Source organism: Streptomyces sp. NBC_00400, assembly GCF_036048035.1.
Lineage (GTDB): Bacteria > Actinomycetota > Actinomycetes > Streptomycetales > Streptomycetaceae > Streptomyces.
This window is the reverse complement of sequence record NZ_CP107940.1, coordinates 882,038-904,247: the sequence shown is the minus strand read 5'-3', so window position 1 is coordinate 904,247 and position 22,210 is coordinate 882,038. Positions and strand designations below refer to the sequence as shown.

Annotated in this window: 20 protein-coding genes; 8 read left to right on the top strand and 12 right to left on the bottom strand. The window is 71.4% G+C overall.

The features are described from left to right. Positions 1-18 precede the first annotated feature (18 nt). From OHS81_RS04100 to OHS81_RS04080, 5 genes are all read right to left on the bottom strand, one after another. Positions 19-1,182, bottom strand: a complete 1,164-nt coding sequence (locus OHS81_RS04100; RefSeq protein ID WP_328382504.1) for an LLM class flavin-dependent oxidoreductase — start codon at positions 1,180-1,182, stop codon at positions 19-21. Between the two features lie 161 nt (positions 1,183-1,343). Further along, positions 1,344-2,549, bottom strand: a complete 1,206-nt coding sequence (locus OHS81_RS04095) for an SfnB family sulfur acquisition oxidoreductase (protein ID WP_328382502.1) — start codon at positions 2,547-2,549, stop codon at positions 1,344-1,346. Between the two features lie 144 nt (positions 2,550-2,693). After that, on the bottom strand, positions 2,694-3,248 hold the full coding sequence (gene ssuE, locus OHS81_RS04090; RefSeq protein WP_328382500.1) for an NADPH-dependent FMN reductase: 555 nt from the start codon (positions 3,246-3,248) through the stop codon (positions 2,694-2,696). A 46-nt stretch (positions 3,249-3,294) separates the two neighbouring features. Then, the gene (gene sfnG / locus OHS81_RS04085) at positions 3,295-4,458 is read right to left on the bottom strand and encodes a dimethylsulfone monooxygenase SfnG (RefSeq protein WP_328382498.1); all 1,164 of its coding nucleotides are present in this window, start codon (positions 4,456-4,458) and stop codon (positions 3,295-3,297) included. A gap of 270 nt (positions 4,459-4,728) precedes the next feature. Beyond that, a complete protein-coding gene (locus OHS81_RS04080; RefSeq protein WP_328382496.1) occupies positions 4,729-4,824 on the bottom strand; it encodes a putative leader peptide in 96 nt (31 codons plus the stop codon). Between the two features lie 251 nt (positions 4,825-5,075). Between OHS81_RS04080 and OHS81_RS04075 the strand changes: the two genes are divergently transcribed. Continuing rightward, the gene (locus OHS81_RS04075) at positions 5,076-5,996 is read left to right on the top strand and encodes a LysR family transcriptional regulator (protein WP_328382494.1); all 921 of its coding nucleotides are present in this window, start codon (positions 5,076-5,078) and stop codon (positions 5,994-5,996) included. 109 nt (positions 5,997-6,105) lie between these two features. Here the strand turns inward: OHS81_RS04075 and OHS81_RS04070 are convergent, their stop codons facing one another. Both OHS81_RS04070 and OHS81_RS04065 read right to left on the bottom strand, forming a co-directional pair. Next, the gene (locus OHS81_RS04070; protein ID WP_328382492.1) at positions 6,106-7,512 is read right to left on the bottom strand and encodes an SWF or SNF family helicase; all 1,407 of its coding nucleotides are present in this window, start codon (positions 7,510-7,512) and stop codon (positions 6,106-6,108) included. Then, entirely contained in the window at positions 7,509-10,607 is a 3,099-nt protein-coding gene (locus tag OHS81_RS04065; protein ID WP_328382491.1) for a DEAD/DEAH box helicase, read from the bottom strand. The genes OHS81_RS04070 and OHS81_RS04065 overlap by 4 nt, the downstream gene beginning before the upstream one ends. 147 nt (positions 10,608-10,754) lie before the next feature. On the opposite strand from OHS81_RS04065, the gene OHS81_RS04060 reads away from it, so the two are divergent. Beyond that, positions 10,755-10,937 (top strand): hypothetical protein, encoded by a 183-nt coding sequence (locus OHS81_RS04060; RefSeq protein ID WP_030077786.1) that lies wholly within the window; start codon positions 10,755-10,757, stop codon positions 10,935-10,937. A 193-nt stretch (positions 10,938-11,130) separates the two neighbouring features. Here OHS81_RS04060 and OHS81_RS04055 read toward each other — a convergent pair whose 3' ends face one another. Next, positions 11,131-11,913, bottom strand: coding sequence for a hypothetical protein (locus OHS81_RS04055; RefSeq protein WP_328382489.1), 783 nt, complete (start codon positions 11,911-11,913; stop codon positions 11,131-11,133). Positions 11,914-12,002: 89 nt separating this feature from the next. On the opposite strand from OHS81_RS04055, the gene OHS81_RS04050 reads away from it, so the two are divergent. Both OHS81_RS04050 and OHS81_RS04045 read left to right on the top strand, forming a co-directional pair. Beyond that, complete coding sequence (locus tag OHS81_RS04050) at positions 12,003-12,392, top strand: hypothetical protein (protein ID WP_328382488.1); 390 nt, start codon at positions 12,003-12,005, stop codon at positions 12,390-12,392. Between the two features lie 36 nt (positions 12,393-12,428). Next, entirely contained in the window at positions 12,429-13,322 is an 894-nt protein-coding gene (locus OHS81_RS04045) for an oxygenase MpaB family protein (RefSeq protein ID WP_328382486.1), read from the top strand. A 103-nt stretch (positions 13,323-13,425) separates the two neighbouring features. On the opposite strand, the gene OHS81_RS04040 is transcribed toward OHS81_RS04045, so the two are convergent. Further along, positions 13,426-14,049 carry a class I SAM-dependent methyltransferase gene (locus OHS81_RS04040; RefSeq protein WP_328382484.1) on the bottom strand — a complete coding sequence of 208 codons (624 nt, stop codon included), beginning with the start codon at positions 14,047-14,049 and terminating at the stop codon, positions 13,426-13,428. A 305-nt stretch (positions 14,050-14,354) separates the two neighbouring features. Here OHS81_RS04040 and OHS81_RS04035 point away from each other — a divergent pair, with 305 nt between their 5' ends. Continuing rightward, the gene (locus OHS81_RS04035) at positions 14,355-14,969 is read left to right on the top strand and encodes a GTP-binding protein (RefSeq protein WP_328382482.1); all 615 of its coding nucleotides are present in this window, start codon (positions 14,355-14,357) and stop codon (positions 14,967-14,969) included. A 68-nt stretch (positions 14,970-15,037) separates the two neighbouring features. On the opposite strand, the gene OHS81_RS04030 is transcribed toward OHS81_RS04035, so the two are convergent. Beyond that, complete coding sequence (locus tag OHS81_RS04030) at positions 15,038-15,466, bottom strand: PPOX class F420-dependent oxidoreductase (protein ID WP_328382480.1); 429 nt, start codon at positions 15,464-15,466, stop codon at positions 15,038-15,040. Positions 15,467-15,631: 165 nt separating this feature from the next. Between OHS81_RS04030 and OHS81_RS04025 the strand changes: the two genes are divergently transcribed. Further along, positions 15,632-16,039, top strand: coding sequence for a roadblock/LC7 domain-containing protein (locus OHS81_RS04025; RefSeq protein ID WP_129292890.1), 408 nt, complete (start codon positions 15,632-15,634; stop codon positions 16,037-16,039). Between the two features lie 79 nt (positions 16,040-16,118). After that, positions 16,119-17,018, top strand: a complete 900-nt coding sequence (locus OHS81_RS04020) for a DUF6397 family protein (RefSeq protein WP_328382476.1) — start codon at positions 16,119-16,121, stop codon at positions 17,016-17,018. Here OHS81_RS04020 and OHS81_RS04015 read toward each other — a convergent pair. Then, positions 16,949-17,818 carry an acyl-CoA thioesterase gene (locus OHS81_RS04015; RefSeq protein ID WP_328382474.1) on the bottom strand — a complete coding sequence of 290 codons (870 nt, stop codon included), beginning with the start codon at positions 17,816-17,818 and terminating at the stop codon, positions 16,949-16,951. The genes OHS81_RS04020 and OHS81_RS04015 overlap by 70 nt on opposite strands. A gap of 52 nt (positions 17,819-17,870) precedes the next feature. Further along, positions 17,871-20,384, bottom strand: coding sequence for a DEAD/DEAH box helicase (locus tag OHS81_RS04010; protein WP_328382472.1), 2,514 nt, complete (start codon positions 20,382-20,384; stop codon positions 17,871-17,873). An 855-nt stretch (positions 20,385-21,239) separates the two neighbouring features. Here OHS81_RS04010 and OHS81_RS04005 point away from each other — a divergent pair. Next, a complete protein-coding gene (locus OHS81_RS04005) occupies positions 21,240-22,031 on the top strand; it encodes a metal-dependent hydrolase (RefSeq protein ID WP_328382470.1) in 792 nt (263 codons plus the stop codon). Positions 22,032-22,210: the final 179 nt, after the last annotated feature.

The window sequence follows — 22,210 nt, the reverse complement described above, 5'->3', positions numbered from 1 at the left end:
GGCCCAGGTGCCCAGGGGTCAGCGGCCCGCCCCGGCGGCGAACGGGATCTGGGCGGCGGCCGTGGAACCCTCGTCCCGAGCTGCCGGATGCCGCCACAGCCCGGCGTCCCGCAACACCGGCAGCACCCCCTCCCCGAACCAGTACGCCTCCTCGACATGAGGGTGCCCGGAGAGGATGAACTCCTCGATTCCCAGCCGCTGATACTCCACGATCCGCTCCGCCACCTCCGCATGGCTGCCCACCAGCGCGGTGCCCGCCCCGCCCCGTACGAGCCCGATTCCGGCCCACAGATTCGGTGCGATCTCCAGCCCGTCGGTGCGGCCGCCGTGCAGCGCCAGCATCCGGCGCTGCCCCTCCGATTCGCTGCGGGCCAGCCCCGCCTGCACGGTACGTATCGCCTCCGGGCTGAAGCCGTCCAGCAGCCGCTGCGCCTCGGCCCAGGCCGCCTCCGCGGTGTCCCGGGTGATCACATGCAGCCGGATGCCGAACCGCACCCGGCGCCCGGCGCGGCCGGCCAGCTCCCGGACCCAGGCGATCTTCCGCTCGACCTCGGCCGGCGGCTCGCCCCAGGTCAGATAGACGTCGGCGGCGCGCGCGGCCACCTCTCCGGCGGCCGGGGAGGACCCGCCGAAGTACACCGCAGGCACCGGATCGGGCACCCGGGCCAGCCGGGCGCCCGCCACCCGCAGCTGCTCCCCGGTGAAGTCCACCGTCTTCCCGTCCCACAACTCCCGGACGATGTCCAGGAATTCACCGGTCCGGGCGTACCGGTCGTCCTTGGCCAGGAAGTCTCCGTACGCGCGCTGCTCATGGCTCTCGCCCCCGGTGACCACATTCAGCAGCAGCCGTCCGCCGGAGTGCCGCTGGAAGGTGGCGGCCATCTGGGCGGCCAGCGTCGGCGCGATGATCCCCGGCCGGAATGCCACCAGGAACTTCAGCCGTTCGGTCTCGCGGGCCAGCATGGCCGTGGTGAGCCAGGCGTCCTCGCACCAGGCCCCGGTGGGGGTGAGCGCCCCTTCGAAGCCCAGGTCCTCGGCGGCGCGGGCGATCTGCGTGAGGTAGCCGAGGGTGGCGGGCCGCTCCCCGCCGGCGGACCCGGTGGGCACGCCATGGCCGCCGCCGACGACATGCCGGCTGTCACCGTAGGTGGGCAGGAACCAGTGGAAGGTGAGGGAGGGCATACGGGCTCCGAAGACGAGGGGGAGAAGAGGCGAGAGGGGAAGCAGGGAAGGGGGAAGGGGGAAGGGGGAAGGGGGAAGGGGGAAGGGGGAACAGGGGAGGGGAGGACTACGGGGGTGTGGGGGCGGGCCGGGGCCGGGTGTTGGGCATCGGCCGTCGGACGTCAGAGCAGACCGTGCCGGGGCGGGCGGGTGCCGTTGAGGACGTAGCGGCCGATGTGCTGAACCTTCCAGCGGACCGGGTCGTGCAGGGTGTGGGTGCGGGCGTCCCGCCAGTGCCGGTGAAGGTTCAGTCCGTCCAGGGCGGCCCGGGTTCCGGCCACCTCGAACAGCGCACTGCCGGTTTCCACCGCGGCCTCTGCGGCCACCACCTTCGCCGCGGCCACCGCGATCGACGCCTCCGCCGCCGAGTCGTCGGTGAGCACCTGCGCCGCGCTGTCCACCGTCCGCGCCGCCGAGGACAGCAGTGACCCGGCGGCCCGCACCCGTACCGCCAGTTCCCCGAACCGCTGGATCAGCAGGGGATCCTCGGCCGCGCTGTCGAGGCCGCTCTCGAACCACGGCCGGCTCTTGGTGCGTACGAAGACGGCGGCCTCGGTCAGCGCACCGGAGGCGATCCCGGCGTCGATCGCGGCATGCAGCAACTGGGCCACCGCACCGTGCAGTTGAGGGCCCCGGAAGGTGAGGTGATGCGGGACGACCCGGTCGGCCGGCACCGTCACGTCCACCAGGTGCACCGTGCCGCTGGCGGTGGTCCGCTGCCCCATCCCGTCCCAGTCGTCGACGATCCGCACCCCCGGTGCCTCCTTGGGCACATACGCCACATGAAGCGCCTCGTCCCGGCCGCGCGCCAGCACCGGGATCCAGTCGGCGAACAGCGCGCCGGTCGCATAGTGCTTCACCCCGCTCAGCACATACGCCCCGTCCGCCGACGGCACCAGCCGGGTACGGATGTCCTGCACATGCCGGGTCCCCGCCTCCGACTGTGCATTGCCCAGCAGCCGTCCCGCCAGCACCTCGCCGAAGAAGAAGTCCTGCTGCTCAGCGGTGCCCTGACGGCGCAGCACCTCCAGGTACACAAAGTGGCTCTGCGGGATCTGGGACAGGCTGGCGTCCCCGGTCGCCAGCAGCCGCACCACCTCGGCCAGCGTCTCGGTCCGCACCTGCGCACCCCCGTGGGACCGCGGCACGGTGATGGCCGGCAGCCCGCTCGCCGACAGCCGCGCCAGCTCGGCGTGCGGCAGCCGGCGGGCGGCGTCCCGCTCCGCGGCACCCGCCCGGAACTCCTCGGCCAGTTCCGTCGCGACCGCCAGGGCCTCGGCGTCATCGGCGATCACATGAGCGGTGGCGGGCCGCGGTGGAGCGGTCATGGTGCTGCCTCCAGGGGAGTGTGGAAGAGGCGGGGACAGGGGGGAAGGGGATGGTGAGACAGGAGGGCTGGGTGGGGACAAGGGGGAAGGGGACAGGAGGGCAGGAGGGCAGGAGGGCAGGAGGGCTGGGCGGGGCAGCGGCGGTCAGCTCGCGACGGACAGCAGCGGGCTGCGCCCGAGCGCACCGGAGAACTGGGCCAGAACCTGGTCGAGCCCCTCCTGCGCGCCCGGTTCGACGGTCAGCGCGCCGTCCTCCCGTACGGCCAGATGCCGGTCGAGGACGAACCAGCCCTGGACGATATGCGCGGCTCCCATGGACGAGAGCACCGGCCGCAGTGCGTAGTCGATCGCCAGGACATGGGCGGTGCTGCCGCCGGTGGCCAGTGGCAGCACGGTCTTGCCCGTCAGCGCGTACTGCGGCAGCAGGTCCAGCAGCGACTTGAGCAGACCGGAGTAGGCGGCCTTGTAGACCGGGGTGCCGATCACGACACCGTCGGCGCGGGCGAACAGCTCGGTGGCCTCGACGATCGCCGGATGGCCGAAGTCGGCACCCAGCAGCGCCTCGGCGGGCAGGGTGCGGACGTCCAGCGGAAGGACGTCGTGCCCCTCCTCGGTGAGCCGGGCGTCCAGATGCCGCAACAGACGGGCGGTACGTGAGGTCGCGGAGGGGCTGCCGGAGACGGACAGGACGGTGGCCATGAAGGGGATCACCTCGAAGTACGAGAGGGAGTACGGAGTGGGGGAGTTAGGGGAGTGGGGGGAGTGAGGGGAGTGCGGAGTGTGGGAGACCGGGGGGTGCGGAGTCCTGCCCCTCTTCCTGTGCCTCCAGCTCGCGCACCAGCGGGAGCACCCGCTCGCCGAAGTACTCGACCTCCTCCAGGTAGTGGAGGAACCCGAGCAGGAAGAGGTCCACGCCCAGCCGCTTGTACGCCACGATCCGCTCGGCGATCTGCTCGGGAGTGCCGATCAGGCCCGTACGGAAGCCGTCGTTGTACTGGACCAGGTCCTCGAAAGAGGAGTCCTGCCACATACCGGTGCCATCGGCCGTGGACTGCCCGGCCTGCCTGACCGCCGCACCGAAGCCGTGCACCGCCTCGGTGTCCGCCTTGGCGATGATCTCCCGCAGCACTTCCCGGGCCTCGGCCTCGGTGTCCCGCGCGATCAGAAAGCCGTTCAGCCCGAAGCGGGGGGCCGGCCGGCCCGCGGTGGCGGCCGACGCCCGGACGTCCGCGAGCTGTTCGGTGACGCCGGCGAAGTCCTTGCCGTTGCTGAAGTACCAGTCGGACACCCGGCCGGCCATCGACCGAGCGGCGGTGGAGTTGCCGCCCTGGAAGATCTCGGGATGCGGGCGCCCGGTGGAGCCGATCGGCTTCGGCTTGAGCGAGAAGGCCCGGATCCGGTAGAAGTCCCCGGCCAGTTCGGCATGGTCCTCGGTCCAGATGGTGCGCAACGCCTGAATGAACTCCTCCGCACGCCGGTAGCGCTCATCGTGCTCCAGCCAGGGTTCCCCGAGCGCGCTGAACTCGCCCTTGAACCAGCCGCTGACGACGTTCACCGCGAACCGCCCGCCGGAGAGCTGATCGGCGGTGGCGCCGAGCTTCGCCAGCACACCCGGGTGCCACAGCCCCGGATGCACGGCGGCGATCACCTTGAGCCGTTCGGTGGCGAGCAGGAGCGCGAGGCTGAAACTCGTGGACTCGTGCTGGAATTCAGCGCCGTAACTGGCCATATAGCGAACCTGGCTCAGCGCATACTCAAACCCGTTGTTCTCGGCCAGCACTGCCAGCTTGCGGTTGTAATCGTAACCCCAGTCGGTGCGCTGCTCGATGGTGCTGGTCACCAGGCCGCCACTGACATTGGGCACCCAATAGGCGAAACGTGCGGGCCCGGGGGCGGGCAGGTCGGACATCAGGATCTCCCGGTGGTGAAGAAAACCGTGCAAGAAGGCGAATCACAGCAATCGCGCGCAGTCCGTACGGAAAGGCGCGGAGATGGTGACGAAAGGGTGCGGAGCAGCTGGCGAAAAGGGCGTCCACCCCGTCCGGTGATGCAGTGATGCGACGACGTGGTGATGCGACGCCCGGCGATCACCGCGGAATGTCTTCCGGTAAAGAAAGCAAAGACCGGTGCGGTAGTGCGCTCAGCCGTCAGTGCGCTCAGCCGTCAGTGCTCTCCGCCGTCAGCGCTCGCCGGCGACACCGCGACAGAGTGAGCTGGAGATCCGTGCGAGATCGATGTGACGCCGCTGGGTGAGCTGCTTTCGTTGCCCGTTCATGAACGCGTCACCTCCTCGCAACAAATGTGCCGTGCCGGCCAATTGGGGACGGCTCTTGCCGCTCTTTCCGGTCAATGCAGCCGCCTCGCCGTCGAGTTTAGCGGGCGGGATACGAAGCGTCGATACGGCAGAAGCGAGGTGGTGATAGGGTCGCCCTTGAACAGGGGGAAGATTCCCCGGGGAAGTCCTCAAAGGCGGGTGAATCCAGTGAGGTTCACCCGCGGTACCGGATCGCCGGGGGTGCGCATTCCGTGCGGATCGAACAACTCGAATACATAGCGGCCGTCACCCGCCTCGGGTCACTGCGCAGAGCCGCCGAAGAACTCCATCTGTCACAGCCCGCATTGAGTGAAACCGTCCGCAATCTGGAACGCGAGCTCGGTGTGGACATCCTCGACCGCAAGCGCTCCGGAGCGAAGATCAGCGACGATGGCCGGGAGCTGCTGCCGCATATCGTCGGGGTGCTCGATGCGGTCGACAAGCTGCGCCGGGCCGCGGACGACCAGCACCACATCAGCCGGATGGTGCGGCTGGGTACGGTCAACGCCGCCACGGTTCCGCTGCTGGTCCCGGCCATCCGCGAGTTCCGGTCCGGGCATCCGCTGACCCAGGTCGAGGTGATCGGCGCCCAGCAGGCCGAGATCCACCGCGCGCTGCTGGAAGGCAGCCTCGACCTGGGACTCGTCAACTACCTGCGCGGCGACGACCTCCCGCCGGACCTCCACACCACCGAACTCCTGCGGGGCCGGCCGGTGGTGTGCATCCGGCCGGATGGTCCGCTGGCGGAGCTGAGCGAGGTCTCGGTGACCGAGCTGCTGGCCCAGCCGCTGATCGTGATGCGGTCCGGCTATGTCATGCACCGTTTCGTCCACCGGCTCCTCAAGGGCCGCACGCCCTCCTTCTCCTACTCCACCGACGGCGCCGAAATGGGCAAGCTGATGGTCGCCGAGGGCTTGGGCGCCACGGTCCTGCCCGACTTCAGCATCATCGGCGACCCGCTGGAACGCAGCGGCACCATCACCTACCGGCCCCTGGCCGCCGACCGCACCGACGTCATGATGGTGATCCAGCGCCGCCGCTCCGGCTCCCTCCCCAAGGCCGCCCGCGATCTCTACGAGCTCTTCGTCCGCCGGGCCGCCGCACACCGGACGGCGGCCGACAGCGGGCCCTGACCCCCTCCGCCGCCGCGGCGGGACCTGATCCCGCTCCCGCCGCCCTGGCGGGCCCTTCCCCGCTCCCCCGCCCTCCCCTCACCCCGGACCTCCCAGCTCGCCGCTCACCTCACCCTTCGGCCGACAACACCGCCCAGGCGCCCGCCGGATCGTCCGTGGCCGGGCCCGCGGGTGCCCACTGCCCGTCCTCCCTGCGATACGGCCACCAGCGGCCGTCCCGTCCGTGGCGCAGCTGGGCCCCGCCCCCGGCGACCGTCCACCGGTTGCGGGTGGCCCGCATCTGTGGCCGGTCCTCGCCGTCCTCCCAGGCGGCCGCGAGCCGCCCGGTGGCCCGCGCCAGTGCCTCCGGCTCCGGTGTCCAGTCCTCCTCCAGGACCGCGAGCCCGGCCGGGCCGCCCAGTTCCCAGGCCCGTACGGCCAGTGCCAGCGCCCGCGCATCACGCCCCGAACCGGCTGCCAGCCGCGCCGATATGGCCTCCCCGGGGCCGGCCGCCGCCAGCCGTACCGCGTCCTGGGCGGGGGTGAGCACCGGCGGCAGCGGGTCGTCCGGATGCCCGGCGGAGAGCGCATCCGCCAGCAAGCCCCGGGCGCGCCCCGCCGCGTCCCCGATCAGGAACTCCAGCGCCGCCACCGCCACCCCGGGCGCGGGCGGGGTGGCACCGCCGAGCACCGGCGGGACGCCCGGTGCGGCGACCGGCGGCGGTGCGGCGGGCAGCGGCGGCAGGATGTCGCGCGCCGCATACGCCTCCGCCGCCGGCACCCCCGCACCGGGACGCTCCCCACCTGCTGCTCCGGCCCCGCCCGCCGGCCCTGCCGCCCGCGCCGCGCTGCGTGCCTGCAAGGCGTCGAGCAGCTGCCGCTCACCCCGGCCGCGCAACAGCAGCAGGACGAACGGGTCCTGGTCGAGCAGCCGCGCCAACTGGTAACACAGGGCGGCCGTATGTGCGCAGTGGTCCCATGCGCCGCAGCTGCACTCCGCCTCCAGGTCGCCGATACCCGGCAGCAGTTCGATCCCGGCGGCCGACGCGTCCTCGACGAGTACCGGCGGCATGTCACGGTCCAGCAGCGCCGCGATATGCCCGGCCCGGTCCGCGACCAGGTCGAGAAGGCGGTCCCAGTCCGCCGCGCCCAACTGCTGCAACAGGACATCGGACCGGTGCCGCGTATGGTCGCTGTCCTGGACGACCGCGGTGATCCGGCCGGGACGCACCGAGACCGCGCCGACCGCACCGGCCCGTGCATGCCGCCGGCCCAGCTTCAGCTGCCCGCCGTCCAGCGCGGTGTCCTCCAGCGCCTTGAGCCACGCCTGCCCCCACCAACTCCGCGCAAAGGCCCGCCCGCGTGCCGGGGGCAAGGCACCGAACGTCCGCTCGCCGGCCGCCGGGTCGCTGCCGTCCGGGTGCCTCTCCTGCTCCGGGCTCCTCTCGTCCGGGTGCCTCTCCGTTGCCGGGTCCCTCTCGTCCCGAGGCAACTCCTGCTCCGGATCCATCGCTTCTTCCTCTCCGGGCCTTGTCATCGCTCGCTCCCTCGCAGTGCGACCAGGTCCGCCAGCTCGGCGTCGGTGAGTGCGGTCAGCGCGGCCTCGCCGGACCCCAGCACCGCATCGGCCAACTGCTGCTTACGGGAGAGCATGTCGGCGATCCGGTCCTCGATCGTGCCCTCCGTGACGATCCGGTGGACCTGCACCGGCCGGGTCTGCCCGATGCGGTACGCGCGGTCGGTGGCCTGCGCTTCGACGGCCGGATTCCACCAGCGGTCGAAGTGGACGACATGCGACGCCCGGGTGAGGTTCAAACCCGTACCCGCCGCCTTCAGCGACAGCAGGAACACCGGCGCCGCGCCGTCCTGGAAGCGCTGCACCATCTCCTCGCGGCGGGCCACCGGCGTCTGGCCGTGCAAGAACTGCGTGGGCACCCCGCGCGCCGCCAGATGGCTCTCCAGCAGCCGTGCCATCTGCACATACTGGGTGAACACCAGCACGCTCGAACCCTCGGCCAGGACGGTGTCGAGCAGTTCGTCCAGCAGCTCGACCTTCCCCGAACGGCCCGCGATCCGCACCGCTCCCGCCGTCTGCCCGCGGTCCGCCGGGCCGCCGCCTTCCTTGAGGTACTGCGCGGGGTGGTTGCAGATCTGCTTGAGCGAGGTGAGCAGTTTGACCACCAGCCCACGGCGGGCGAACCCGTCCGTCCCGGCGATCTCATCAAGCCCCTCGCGCACCACGGCCTCGTAGAGCCCGGCCTGCTCCTTGGTCAGCGCCACCACACGGTCGGTCTCCGTCTTGGGCGGCAGCTCCGGCGCGATCCCCGGATCGGACTTACGGCGGCGCAACAGGAAAGGCCGCACCAGCCGGGCAAGCCGCTCTGCCGCCGCGCCCGCCTCCGGGGACGCCGCCGCACCGCCCTCGATGACCTGCGCATAGCGCGTCCGGAACCGGCTGAGCGGCCCCAGCAGGCCGGGCGTCGTCCAGTCCAGGATCGCCCACAGCTCCGACAGATTGTTCTCCACCGGGGTGCCGGTCAGCGCCACCCGGGCCTTGGCGGGCAGGGCGCGCAGGGCCTTGGCGGTCGCGGAGAAGGGGTTCTTGACGTGCTGTGCCTCGTCGGCGACGACCAGCCCCCAGCCCACCTGCGCCAGCTTCCCGGCGTCGAGCCGCATCGTTCCGTAGGTGGTCAGCACGAACTCGTCGTCCGCCGGCTCCGCCAGGCTGCGCCGCCCGCCGTGGAAGCGGCGCACCGGTGTGCCCGGCGCGAACTTCTCGATCTCCCGCTGCCAGTTGCCCATGAGGGAGGCGGGACAGACGACCAGCGTGGGGCCGGCCGAGGCGGGGTGGGTCTGCCGGTGCAGATGCAGGGAGATGAGCGTGATCGTCTTCCCCAGCCCCATGTCGTCGGCGAGGCAGGCGCCCAGCCCCAGCGACGTCATCCGGTGCAGCCAGCCGAGTCCGCGCACCTGGTAGTCGCGCAGCGTCGCGGTGAGCGCGGCCGGCTGCCGGACGGGTGCGGCACCGTCGTTCTCCGGGTCGGCGAGCAGGTCGCGCAGCCGGGCCGGCCACCCGGAGGCCGTCACTTCCACCCGCCCGCCGTCCGGGGTCTCGGCGGATCCGGTGAGCGCGGCGCCGAGCGCATCGAGCGGCGTGATCTTACGGTCCGGCCGGTCCCGGGCGGCCCGCACCGTCTCCGGGTCGATCAGCACCCACTGGCCGTGCAGCCGCACCAGCGGCCGCCCCGCCTCGGCGAGCCGGTCCAGCTCGTCCCTGTCCACCTCCTGGCCGCCCACCGCGAACCGCCAGCTGAAGGAGAGCAAGGCATCCGCCGACAACAGCGAAGGCAGCCCCGGCTCCGGTCCCTCCCACCCGCCGCCGTCGCCCGCCTCGGGCGACCCCACCACGGCCCGGCTGGTCAGCGTGCGCGCCAGATTCTTCGGCCAGTGCACCTGCACCCCGGCGGCGGCCAGCGCACGGCCGGCCGGGCCGAGCAGTTCGGCGACCTCTTCCTCGGCCAGATCCAGCGCCCCGGGCACCGCGGCGGACAGCAACGGGGTGAGCGGCGCCCAGACATCCGCCGCACGACGCAAGGCCAGCAGCGTGTCCAACCGCGCCTGCGGCCCGAAGGCCTGTCCGGCGGGCGATGCCGTCGCCCATACCTCGGAGGCATCGGCGACCAGCGTCGGGTCGGTGAGGCTGTGCAACTGGAGCACGGCGGTGAAGGTGATGCCGGCGTCCGTGGGGGCTGCGGTCTCCGTGGGGTCCGCGGTCTCGGTGGCCTGGGTGGTCCTGGTGGCCTGGCCGGCCTGGGTGGTCTCGGTGGCCTCCGGGGTCTCGGTGCTTCCTGCCACCTCCGTGCCCCGCACATCCACCCGCAGCGAGATCCGTACGCCCGCGTCATGCCCCGCGGCGACATCAGCTGCCCAGGCGCGCTGTTCGGGGATCTGCTGGGGTGCGGGCACCGCGAAGGCCGGCGCTCCGGTGACCAGCGCCGCCCCGGGGGAGCGCGGCAGCCCGTCCGCCACCGCGTCGAGGAAGGACCGGACCTGCCGCTCGGGGTCCGGCAGCGCCGGCGGTGCGGAACCCGGCAGCGGGACGGCGTGCGCGTACGGCGGCATGGCGGCGGCGAGATCGCGCAGCCGCTCGATGTCCACCGGGTCGAGCGGCCCCAGCCGCCAGGCGTCATACCCGTCGGGACTCACCCCCGGCAGCAGCCGGCCGCGTGCCGCGAGCTGCAGCGCCAGCACGGACGCGGCCCCCCAGAAGGCGGCGGCCGGATGGGTGCCCCGTGCGGCCCGCGCGCGGGTGAGCACCGGCACCGCCTCGGCGACCGTCAGGAAGAGCGCCGGGACCTCGCACAGGGATACCCCACCGTCCTCGTCCGGCAGGACCACCTCCAGCCGCTCCGCCGTCCCGCCCTCCCCGTCCGTGGCGCCGTTGTCCTTGTCCTGCGCCCCGCCCTCCCCGTCCGTCGCACCGTCCGCGCCGCGGGTCTCTTCCACGGGTGCGCCATCGGGGCGCCAGAAGGCCACCCGCCCGGTACGTGGCGGATCCGACGGCAGGAAAACCGCTGCACAGCGGGACAGAGCAGAGAGCCGAGCGGGCGTGATCGCCGCGAGTGGTGTCACTGGATCAGGACTCCTCAAGTTTGACTACTGGCGCCTGAAGCGCCCGAGAGTACAGGACGGCACGCGGATACCTGGAACCTGCTGCGCGAAAACGGCGTTCAATGGAGTACACAGAGCGCGGCGTACGCCGCGGAAGGGGCGTGAAGGATGTCCACACAGGCGAAGGTCGCGGTCGGCGGCGTCGCGGTGGGAGTGATCCTGCTGTGGCTGCTGCCCTTCTGGGCGGCCCTCTTGGTCATGGTCGGGGTCCCGGCCGTCGCGTATCTGACGCTCGACTCCTCCCAACGGCGCCGGCTCCGCCGCGTCAGCCGCAAGCAGATCGGCCGCTGACCGAGCGGACTCCGGCGCCGCGCCGTCCGTCGTCCTCGTGCCCCGCCGCACCGGGACCGGCGGCGCATTCGCCCCGGCGCAAGGGGAAGGGCCCTGGCGGGAGGGGGGACAGGCCCGGCGCGCCCCGCCGTCTCCCGCCGCACCGCCCGTCCCGCCCGTCCCCTCGCGCAACAGACCGCCGAAGCAGCCCGCCTCAGACCGGCCGTGCCGCCAACTCGTCGAGCGACGACAGCAGCGCGGGAAGCGCAGGCCCCCGGCCCACCGGATGCACCTCACCCGGTTCGTCGTCCAGCAGCACGAACGCAATGTCATCGGTACGCGCGACCATGCTCCAGCCAGGGCCGTCGACCCGCAGGGTCCGCGCCTCACCGGCCGCGAACGACGACCGCACCCGCCCGGGCGGCGGCGGCTCGCTCACATAGCCGCGCGCTTCCTCCAGCACCCTCCGCACCCCCTTGTGCGTGTGATCCCCCGGCTCGGCAAAGGTGTCCTCGTCATCCACCTGCTCGCGCCACGCCGCCCACTGCATGGCGATCTCGTCCGCGCCGAGCCGCCGTTGCGCAGGCCCCCACTCCTCGGCATCCGGCGGTGCGAGCGGCGCCGGGTCGCCTTCCTGCGGCTCCGGATCGTGCGGCTGCGGCACACCCGGCGCCGCCACCGCGAGCGAGAGCGGCCAGCCGGGAAGCGCTCCGACGATGCTCTGCTCCCCGGGGGAGAGGTCGTACTCCATCCCGCAGTCCCAGGCCGCGATCGCACAGGCCACCAGCGACACATCCTCCGTCGCCACGGTCCAGCGCGCACCGTCACTGTCCTGACCGAGGACCAGCCCGTAGCCCTCCGCGTACGGTTCGAGGCCGAGACCCGCACACACCTCGGGGTAGTCGTCGCCGAGCACGCTCGGGAATTGCGCGGGCGTCAGCAGCACCGCCGTCAGCACGAACAACTGGTCGTTGTCGGCGCTCTCGGTCGTGGGCACGCGTGCCTCCCCATCCCATCCATCGCGGAGTATGTCGGCGCACCCTAATTGGCTTGGTACGGCCTTGTCACCAGCCGTACGCTGCGCGGATGTGTTTTTACAGCAGCGGATGCACTTCGTGTGCCTGCTGCTGCCGGGCCGCGTGGAAGACGACGGCAACGTCGCGGGGGCCGGGCCGCTGCCCGCAGTGCGGCGCCGAGCTGATCGACGCGGGCACCGGCCTCGCGGTCCCCGGGCGGCACGACACAGCAGCCCGGCGCGCCCTGGAGGCCGTCCTGCGTGCGGGGCTGACCTTCCACGGCGGCTGCTGCGGTACGGGGCCCGGCTACCGCCCGCGCACCCCGCGCGAGGTCCGGGAACGGCCGGCGCTCGCCCGCCGCACCGGGATGCCGCTCACGAAGGCGCCGGCCGCGGCGGATCCCACGTGCGCGGACCGTTCTGCGGGCGTCACGCCCCTCAACGACCGCCCACGCCCCTAAAATTGGCCCGTCGGCGAACGAAGGGACGGATGTCAGGTGCGTCGCTACGACTGGTTGCGGGAGATCCGGCGGCTCGACCCGGAGCGTGACTTCCTGCGGATCTACCGCATCATCGCGACCCATGAGTTCCCCTGGGACATCACCAGGGCCCTGGAGCTGGCGCTCTACCGCACCTACGCCGTGCCGAGCATCGGCCGACTGCTGGCCGGAACCGCCGAACTGACGGGCCGTACGCAAAAGCGCTACGACGACACCGCTCTCCTCCTGGACGCCGTCGTCGAGCACGGCTTCGACGGGGAGGACGGCCGGACGGCGATCCGCCGTATCAACCAGATGCACCGCAGCTACGACATCAGCAACGAGGACATGCGCTATGTCCTGTGCACGTTCGTGGTGATGCCCAAGCGGTGGCTCGACGCCTACGGCTGGCGACGCCTGACCGCGCGGGAACGGCATGCCGTCGCCGTCTACTACCGCACCCTGGGCCGCCATATGGGGATCGCTGAACTTCCGCAGGTCTACGAGGACTTCGAGCAGTGCCTCGACGCCTACGAGGAGGCGCACTTCGGCTGGGACGAGGGCGCGCGCAGGGTGTCGGACGCCACGCTGGACCTGATGGCGGGGTGGTACGGCCCGCTCGCTCCGGTGGTGCGCGGAGCGAGCATGGCCCTCCTGGACGACACCCTGCTGGAGGCGTTCCGGTACGAGCCGCCCAAACCGGCGGTCAGGACGGCGGTTCGCACCGCGCTGAAGCTGCGCGCCAAAGCCGTGCGGTTGCTGCCGCCCCGCCGCACCCCCCACTACGCCCGCCAGAACCCCGAGATCAAGGGCTACCCGAACGGCTTCCGGGTGGCCGAGCTCGGCACCTTCCCCGCCCGCCGCACGGGCAGCTGCCCGGTGCCCCATGGGGACGGTCCGCCGGCATCCTGAGCGGCGGAGCCCCGGGGCCTTTCGCAGGGGTAGCCGGTACCCGGGCAGGTCGCCCCCTCCGGGTGGCTCGGGACGCGGGTGACCCGGTTCGCCCGATGGCCCGCTATGCCCGGCGTACCGCCAGCGCCAGGTAGCGGGCGTCGTGGTCCTCGTACCGGACCAGGTCCCAGCCGCACGCCGCCAGGAGGGGCCGCAGATTCGGCTCGGCCCGCAGGTCGTCGGGGGTGATCGGGCGGCCCTTGCGGGCGGCGAGGGCCGCCCGCCCGATGGGGTGGAAGAGCGCCAGCCGGCCACCGGGACGTACGGTCCTGGCGAGTTCGGTGAGACCGCCCGCCGAGTCCGGGAGGTGGGAGAGGAGCCCGGCGGCGAAGACCGCGTCCAGCGCGGCGTCGGGCAGCGGCAGCCGGGTCACGTCGGCGAGCAGCAGCGCCGCGTAGCGGTCGCGCCCGGCCCGTACCGCGGCCTGCAGCATCTCGGGCGTGAGATCGGCGCCCAGTACCGCCCCGCGCGGTCCCACGGCCTCCCGGAGCGCGGGCAGCGCGCGCCCCGTACCGCAGCCGGCGTCGAGCACCCGGTCGCCCTCCCGGAGGCCCAGTCCGGCGGTGCCCGCCGCGTAGGCGGGACCGTCGCCGGGAAACTTCGCGTCCCAGCCGGCGGCGCGCGGCGCGAAGAACGCCCGGACTTCGTGCGGGCGGTCGGCGTGGTGGTCACCGTGCTGGCCGGTCATCGGGCTCCTCCGGGGGCGGAACGGTCGGCGGGAGGGAGACGGTACAGGTGTACGAGGCGCTGCTCTCCACTATGCCTGCCGAACCGGCCGCACAGGGGCCAACTATCATGAAGGGGACGGCTGATGGGCTTCTTGATCCGAAGACTTGGCGGCTTTGGTGAATCCGGGGAAATCCCCCTCGGTGGGGGGTACGGTCCACGCCATGGATTTCGGACGGCCCTCCGCCGCCGAAGGCTCCCCTCGTCGAGCCGTGGATCCGTATACCCCGTGACGCGCAGGACCCTGCATCCTGGAGGAGACGGCCGATGAACGCCGCACAAGGGGCCCCGGAGGGCGCAGCCCCGGACCCCGACGCCGAGTTGACCCTGAAGATCTTAGTCGCGGGCGGCTTCGGCGTGGGCAAGACAACCCTGGTGGGCTCGGTCAGCGAGATCCACCCGCTGCGCACGGAGGAACGCCTCAGCGAGGCGGGCGAGACGGTGGACGACACCGGGGGAGTGCACGGCAAGGCCACCACCACGGTGGCGATGGACTTCGGCCGCATCACCATCAGGCAGGGCCTGTCCCTCTATCTCTTCGGCACCCCCGGACAGGACCGTTTCTGGTTCCTGTGGGACGACCTGTCGGAGGGTGCGCTGGGCGCCGTGGTGCTGGCCGATACCCGGCGGCTGCAGGACTGCTTTCCGGCCGTGGACTACTTCGAGCGCCGTGCGATCCCGTTCCTGGTGGCCGTCAACTGCTTTGCGGAGGCCCGGTCCTACGGAGCCGACGAGGTCTCCCGCGCACTGGACCTGGACCGTGGTACCCCGGTTGTGCTCTGTGATGCGAGGGACCGGGACTCCGGCAAGGAAGTGCTGGTCCGGCTCGTCGAGCACGCGGGGCGGCAGCACTCCGCCCGGGTGCTGGATTCGGTGGGCTGAGCCGGGGCCGAGTCGGCGGGCGGAGGCGGCGCGGATGCCGGACGGCGCGCGCCACGCACCCGTACCCCTCAGCTCGCGACATCCGCGAGGGCGACGGCCTTGTCGATCCTGACCCGGACCACCACCTCGCCCGGAACGCCGTTGCGCGCGCCGTACTCCTGCGCACGGTCCTCGCCCATGTAGCGGGCCGCGATCCGCGTCGCCCAGTGGCGGACGTCCGTCAGATCGTCGCTGATCTCCGCCGTGCCCTGTACGGACACGAAAGCGAACGGTGGCCGATCGTCGTCGACGCACAGTGCCACCCTGCCGTCGCGGGCGAGATTGCGGCCCTTGACCGTGTCCGCGCCGGTGTTGAACACCAGCGCGTCGCCGTCCAGGAGGAACCACACCGGTGCGAGGTGCGGGCTGCCGTCGGCCCGTACGGTCGCCAGCTTGCCGGTACGCGTGCCCTCGGAAAGGAACCTCTGCCACTCATCCTTCGTCATCTTGTGTGCCATGCCGACATCCTCATCCATGCGGCACGCGCACGCGCCGCGTGGCACGCCGGGCTGTGGGGCCGCTTGCCGTGACGGCGGAGGTGGGACAGGCTGGCACAGCAGTTCGCGGACCGCGGACTGCCGTCCGGCCCGGAATGCGGACGGGGACACGGGGAGGAAGCAGCAATGGCATTGAGCAGCGGACTCGACTGGCTGCTGGACGATCTGACCAAGCGGGTGCAGAAGGTACGGCACGCGCTGGTGCTCTCCAACGACGGGCTGGTGACCGGCGCGAGCGAGAAGCTCGAGCGGGAGGACGCCGAACATCTCGCGGCGGTCGCCTCGGGACTGCACAGCCTCGCGAAGGGGTCCGGGCTGCACTTCCGGATCGGCCGGGTGCGTCAGACCATGGTCGAATTCGACGACGGAGTGCTGTTCGTGACGGCCGCGGGAGACGGCAGCTGTCTGTGCGTGCTGGCGGGCGCCGACGCCGACATGGGGCAGATCGCTTACGAAATGACGCTGCTGGTCAATCGCGTCGGGGAGCATCTGGGCGTCGCGGCCCGCCAGCCGGAAAGTTATCCACAGGTCTGAGGCGGGGGTTGACCCGCTGTCGCCACCAGCGGCTATCGTCGTCACTGTCAGTGATCGACCGAGTTGCGGGGGAAGCGATATGGCAGTGGTGTGCGACGGGCGGCAGACGCTCACGACGGGGCGGGCGGCCCGCGAACTGGAGCTGAGGACGGGCGAGTTGGAGCTCGCCACCCAGCTCGGAGAAGTGCGAACGGTCGTGGCCGGGGCTGACGGAAGGCCGGCCGGAGCCGGATCGCTCGGGCGGCGCCGGGTGCCGGCGGAGGAGATCACCCGGCTGCAGGCCGAGCCGGGCTTCCCGGACGCGCTCCGCGAGCGGATCCGCGCAGTCAGCACGACCGAGGCCGCCGCTCTGATGGGCATCGGGCCCGGCCGGGCGGTCCGTCTGACCCGGGCAGGCTGTCTGGGCCCCGTCCGGTTCTATGTGAACCGCTTCGGCGCGGTGGTCTGGCTCTATCTCGCGGCCGAGGTCGCCGACTTCGCCGACCGTGAACCCGACCTGATGCGGGGCAACACCCCGGCGGCGATGCGGGTGATGCTCGACAGCGGACAGGACTGGCGGGCCCGCCAGTGGCGCAGCCGGCGGATCGCCCAGCTCATGGGGCAGACCGACGACCCCTGGGAGGCGGCAGCGGTGATCGCCGCCGTCCTGCCGCCGGAGGAACTGGCCTCGGTGGCCGAGAACCCGCTGGAGCGGTCCCTGCTGCGCCGGCTCAGGCCCACCCTGGCCTCAGTGATCACGGTGACCCCGGCCGCCAGGGAATCCTTCGAACGCGTCCTGACGGCGGATGAGTTCGACGAAGTGCTGTGGTACCGCGTCCACCTCTCCCGCTGCCTGGAAAAGGCCCGTAGGGAAGACCCGGGCCGCCCCCGGACACCGGCTGCCGTATCCTCCGCCATCGCCCGCCCGGGTCAGTCCCCGAGCTTTCTGAACAGCCCTTCCTGGACGACCGAGACCAGCAGTCTGCCCTCGCGGTCGTAGATCCGTCCGCGGGCCAGGCCGCGGCCTCCGGTGGCGATGGGCGACTCCTGGTCGTAGAGGAACCACTCGTCCGCGCGGAACGGACGGTGGAACCACATCGCGTGGTCGAGCGAGGCCATGTCGAACCCGCGCGGGCCCCAGAGGGGTTCGATAGGGATGCGGACGGCGTCCAGCAGCGTCATATCGCTGGCGTAGGTCAGCGCGCAGGTGTGCACGAGCGGGTCGTCACCCAGTGGCCCGACCGCGCGCATCCACACCGCGCTGCGGGGTTCCGCACCCTCGATCTCTTCCGGGGTCCAGCGCAGCCGGTCGGCGTAACGGATCTCGAAGGGCATCCGGCGTGCCATGCGCTCCAGCGACTCGGGCAGGCTGCGCAGGCGCTCGCGGACCTCTTCCGCGACCGTCGGCAGCTCCTCCGGGTCGGGAACCACCCGGCGCAGCGGCAACTGGTGATCGAAGCCGGGTTCCGGCTGATGGAAGGAGGCGGTCAGATTGAAGATCGTGCGTCCCTGCTGGACGGCGACGACCCGGCGTGTGGTGAAGGACCGCCCGTCGCGGACCCGCTCGACCTGGTACACGATCGGCACCCCGGGCCGGCCCGGGCGCAGAAAGTACGCATGGAGCGAGTGGACCGGGCGGTCCCCCTCCGTGGTCCGCCCGGCAGCCACCAGCGCCTGGCCGGCGACCTGCCCGCCGAAGACCCGCTGCAACGATTCCTGCGGGCTGCGGCCCCGGAAGATGTTCACCTCGATCTGCTCCAGATCCAGCAGATCGACCAGCTTTTCGGCGGGATTGGTCATGACCGGTGGCCCTCCGTCAGATCCTTCGGCGGCCTCGGTCGAAGCCGTCGCCTCACAACTGACCCACATCCGTGACCCGCACGACCGCGCGCCCCTCCTCGTCGGAGGCGGCCAGGTCCACCTCCGCGGAGATGCCCCAGTCGTGATCACCGTTCGGGTCGGCGAAAGTCTGCCGCACCTTCCACAGTCCGTGCTCGGCATCCTCCTGAATCTGCAGCAGCTTCGGGCCGCGCGCGTCCGGACCGGTGCCCAGCTCGTCGTATTCGTCCCAGTAGGCGTCCATCGCCTCGCCCCAGGCGTCCACGTCCCAGCCGGAATCGGCATCCATCTCGCCGAGTTCCTCGACCTTGTCCAGCGCCGCCAGCTCCACCCGCCGGAACATCGCATTGCGCACCAGCACCCGGAACGCCCGCGCGTTGGACGTGACCGGCCGGACCTGATCGGCCCGCTCCGCGGCCTGCTCGGCCGTCTCCACCTCCGGGTTGGCAAGCTGTTCCCACTCGTCCAGCAGGCTGGAGTCGACCTGGCGCACCATCTCGCCCAGCCAGGCGATGATGTCCTCGAAGTCCTCGGACTTCAGATCGTCCGGGACGGTGTGGTCCAGTGCCTTGTACGCACTCGCCAGGTAGCGCAGCACGATTCCCTCGGTGCGGGCCAGCTCGTAGAAGGACGTGAACTCCGTGAAGGTCATGGCGCGTTCGTACATATCGCGGATGACCGACTTCGGCGACAACGGATGGTCGCCGACCCACGGGTGGCTCTTGCGGTACAGGCCGTAGGCATGGAAGAGCAGTTCCTCCAGCGGCTTGGGGTACTCGACGTCCATGAGCCGTTCCATGCGCTCTTCGTACTCGACGCCGTCGGCCTTCATCTGGGCGACCGCCTCGCCCCGGGCCTTGTTCTGCTGCGCGGCCAGGATCTGGCGCGGATCGTCCAGCGTGGACTCCACGACCGAGACCATGTCCAGCGCGTAGGACGGCGACTCCGGGTCGAGCAGGTCGAACGCGGCCAGGGCGAAGGTCGACAGCGGCTGGTTGAGCGCGAAGTCCTGCTGGAGATCCACGGTCAGCCGGACGATCCGGCCCTCCGCGTCCGGTGCCGGCAGCCGCTCCACGATCCCGCCGTCCAGCAGCGAGCGATAGATCGCGATGGCCCGCCGGATGTGCCGGAGCTGATTTTTTCGCGGTTCATGGTTGTCCTCGAGCAGCTTGCGCATGGCCTCGAAGGCATTGCCCGGCCGCGCGATCACGGACAGCAGCATCGCGTGGGTCACCCGGAAGCGGGAGTTCAGCGGTTCCGGATCGGAAGCGATCAGCTTCTCGAAGGTGTTCTCACCCCAGTTGACGAAGCCCTCCGGCGCCTTCTTGCGCACCACCTTCCGGCGCTTCTTGGGGTCGTCGCCCGCCTTGGCCAGCGCCTTCTCGTTCTCCACGACATGCTCGGGAGCCTGTGCGACCACAAAGCCCGCGGTGTCGAAGCCGGCCCGGCCGGCGCGGCCCGCGATCTGATGGAACTCCCGCGCCCGCAGCGTCCGCACCCGCGACCCGTCGTACTTGGTCAGCGCAGTGAACAAAACCGTACGAATGGGGACATTGACGCCCACGCCGAGGGTGTCCGTGCCGCAGATGACCTTCAGCAGACCTGCCTGGGCCAGCTTCTCGACGAGCCTGCGGTACTTCGGCAGCATGCCGGCATGGTGCACGCCGATGCCATGACGGACATACCGCGACAGGTTCCGGCCGAACTTCGTGGTGAACCGGAAATTCCCGATGAGCTCGGCGATCTGGTCCTTCTCGGCGCGCGTGCACATATTGATGCTCATCAGTGCCTGCGCCCGTTCGACGGCGGCGGCCTGGGTGAAGTGCACGATGTACACGGGCGACTGGCGGGTTTCCAGCAGCTCGGTGAGGGTTTCCGTCATCGCCGTCGTGCGGTACTCGTACGACAGCGGCACCGGCCGCGTCGCCGAGCGCACCACCGACGTGGGCTTCCCCGTGCGCCGGGTCAGATCCTCCTCGAAGCGCGACATGTCGCCGAGCGTCGCCGACATCAGAATGAACTGCGCCTGCGGAAGTTCCAGCAGCGGAATCTGCCAGGCCCAGCCACGGTCCGGCTCGGCATAGAAATGGAACTCGTCCATCACGACCTGGCCGATGTCGGCGTTCTTCCCGTCCCGCAGCGCTATCGAGGCAAGGACCTCGGCAGTGCAGCAGATGACCGGGGCATCGGCATTGACCGAGGCATCACCGGTGAGCATGCCGACGTTCTCGGTGCCGAACAGCTTGCACAGGTCGAAGAACTTCTCCGAGACCAGCGCCTTGATGGGGGCGGTGTAGAAGGTGACCTGATCATTGGCGAGCGCGGTGAAGTGTGCGCCGGCCGCCACCAGGCTCTTGCCGGACCCGGTCGGGGTGGACAGGATGACGTTCGCCCCGGAGACCACCTCGATCAGCGCCTCCTCCTGGGCAGGGTAGAGCGAAATGCCCTGCTGCTCGGCCCAGCCCGAAAAGGCTTCGAAGAGGGCATCGGGGTCGGCGTCGTTCGGGAGATGATCGATGAGGGTCACGCCCCCATACTGCCTGTCTTCGGCCCGGATCAGGGAACCGGCGACCCGGAGGGAGGCCGGTTCAAGATCGACGAGGCCCGTGGTCGCCCGCCCGGAAGGCCCCCGGACCCCGCTGCCCCGGCCCCGGCAGCGGCTCGGGATGCCGTTCCGGCGGCCCCGGCCTGCGGAAACATACCCCGTCGCGGCGCGGCCCGCGGTGGGCGGGATTCGGCTCCCTCACTCTGCGTGCAGCGTCAAGGGCGCGTGGTTGCCGTCAGTCATCACCCTCTGCGCTATCACCCTCTGCGCCGGCGCCCGGCGGATGCGTGGCGCAGATCACGCGGCGTGCGCCGAAGTGGGCGCCTCGGCCCGTTCGGGTGGTCGCCGGTCGCCGGTCGCACGTCAGCGGCCACCGGCTACCGGCCAGGGTGGCCACCGGTCACCGGTCACCGTGGGGGAGGAGGCCATGAGACGGCCTCCGTAGTGGGGGGGCAGGCGGGAGCGCCATCCCAACGGCGTTGCCCTTCAGGGCAGTTGCTTCCGCCTGCCGGGCGCGCTCCGATGGCGTCGTCCGGGACGACGGACAGGAAGGGGCGCGGGGCGAGCAGTTGACCCGTGGGCCGGTGCCGTGTGCCGGTGCCGTGGGTCCGGGCGTCTGTCCGGCGGCCGGTCCTGCGGAGGTTGTGCCCGTACGGCCGTGCGCCCGTGCGGGACGTGGGCTCACCCCCTCCTCGTAGGGAGATCATCTGACGCTACGCTGAGTCGCCGACCGGGCGTCAGAGGCGTGGCTCAGCAGTACGAGCAGTACGAGAGGCACACCGTCCGCGCCGGAGAACGAGCGCAAGAGAACCAAGAGAACAAGGGGTGGGAACAACCATGATGGGACCGGCGCACTCACTGTCCGGGGCCGCGGCCTGGCTGGGGGTGGGCGCGGCGGCCGCTGCCGCCGGACATCCCATGCCCTGGCCGGTGCTCGTCTGCGGAGCTCTGATCTGTGCCGGTGCGGCGCTCGCCCCGGACCTCGACCACAAGTCCGCGACCATCTCGCGGGCCTTCGGGCCGCTCTCGCGGTGGCTGTGCGAACTGGTCGACGCGATCTCGCACGCGGTCTACAAGGCGACCAAGATGCGCGGCGACTCGAACCGCAATGGAGGCCACCGCACGCTGACCCATACCTGGGTGTGGGCCGTGCTGGTCGGCGCCGGGATGTCGCTGCTGGCGATGCAGGGCGGTCGCTGGGCGGTCCTCGGCATCCTCTTCGTCCATATGGTGCTCGCCATCGAAGGGCTGTTGTGGCGGGCGGCACGAGTCTCCAGCGATGTGCTGGTGTGGCTGCTGGGCGCCGCCTCCGCCTGGATCCTGGCCGGCGTTCTCGACCAGCCGGGCAACGGCGCGAGCTGGCTGTTCAGTGAACCGGGGCAGCAGTACCTCTGGCTGGGGCTCCCGGTCGTTCTCGGAGCGCTCGTCCACGACATCGGCGATGCCCTCACCGTCTCCGGCTGCCCCGTCCTGTGGCCCATCCCGATCGGCCGCAAGCGCTGGTACCCGGTCGGCCCGCCCAAGGGCATGCGCTTCAAGGCCGGCAGCTGGGTGGAGCTGAGGATCCTGATGCCGGTGTTCATGCTGCTGGGCGGCGTCGGCGGTCTGAGCGCGCTTGGCTATCTCTGAGGTGCGCGGCCCGGTCACCGGAGGCTGATGCAGAGATATCGGGGAGGTCCTGCGTTCTTCCCCGGGGGCCCGCGAGGCGTGCGCGCTCGCGGGCCCTGGCCTTGCCCGCCCCCGTAAGCCGCCGCGACGACGCCCGGGCGGGTGCTCAGCGGGTGCTCAGCTGCCTTCCCGCCGCCGGC

Coding starts and splice junctions, on each gene's coding strand:
- OHS81_RS04030 (WP_328382480.1), bottom strand. CDS start 15,466: ATGGCACACAAGATGACGAAGGATGAGTGGCAGAGGTTCCTTTCCGAG.
- OHS81_RS04005 (WP_328382470.1), top strand. CDS start 21,240: ATGATGGGACCGGCGCACTCACTGTCCGGGGCCGCGGCCTGGCTGGGG.
- OHS81_RS04040 (WP_328382484.1), bottom strand. CDS start 14,049: ATGACCGGCCAGCACGGTGACCACCACGCCGACCGCCCGCACGAAGTC.
- OHS81_RS04080 (WP_328382496.1), bottom strand. CDS start 4,824: ATGAACGGGCAACGAAAGCAGCTCACCCAGCGGCGTCACATCGATCTC.
- OHS81_RS04025 (WP_129292890.1), top strand. CDS start 15,632: ATGGCATTGAGCAGCGGACTCGACTGGCTGCTGGACGATCTGACCAAG.
- OHS81_RS04070 (WP_328382492.1), bottom strand. CDS start 7,512: ATGACAAGGCCCGGAGAGGAAGAAGCGATGGATCCGGAGCAGGAGTTG.
- sfnG (WP_328382498.1), bottom strand. CDS start 4,458: ATGTCCGACCTGCCCGCCCCCGGGCCCGCACGTTTCGCCTATTGGGTG.
- OHS81_RS04060 (WP_030077786.1), top strand. CDS start 10,755: ATGTCCACACAGGCGAAGGTCGCGGTCGGCGGCGTCGCGGTGGGAGTG.
- OHS81_RS04015 (WP_328382474.1), bottom strand. CDS start 17,818: ATGACCAATCCCGCCGAAAAGCTGGTCGATCTGCTGGATCTGGAGCAG.
- OHS81_RS04035 (WP_328382482.1), top strand. CDS start 14,355: ATGAACGCCGCACAAGGGGCCCCGGAGGGCGCAGCCCCGGACCCCGAC.
- OHS81_RS04100 (WP_328382504.1), bottom strand. CDS start 1,182: ATGCCCTCCCTCACCTTCCACTGGTTCCTGCCCACCTACGGTGACAGC.
- OHS81_RS04050 (WP_328382488.1), top strand. CDS start 12,003: ATGTGTTTTTACAGCAGCGGATGCACTTCGTGTGCCTGCTGCTGCCGG.
- ssuE (WP_328382500.1), bottom strand. CDS start 3,248: ATGGCCACCGTCCTGTCCGTCTCCGGCAGCCCCTCCGCGACCTCACGT.
- OHS81_RS04020 (WP_328382476.1), top strand. CDS start 16,119: ATGGCAGTGGTGTGCGACGGGCGGCAGACGCTCACGACGGGGCGGGCG.
- OHS81_RS04095 (WP_328382502.1), bottom strand. CDS start 2,549: ATGACCGCTCCACCGCGGCCCGCCACCGCTCATGTGATCGCCGATGAC.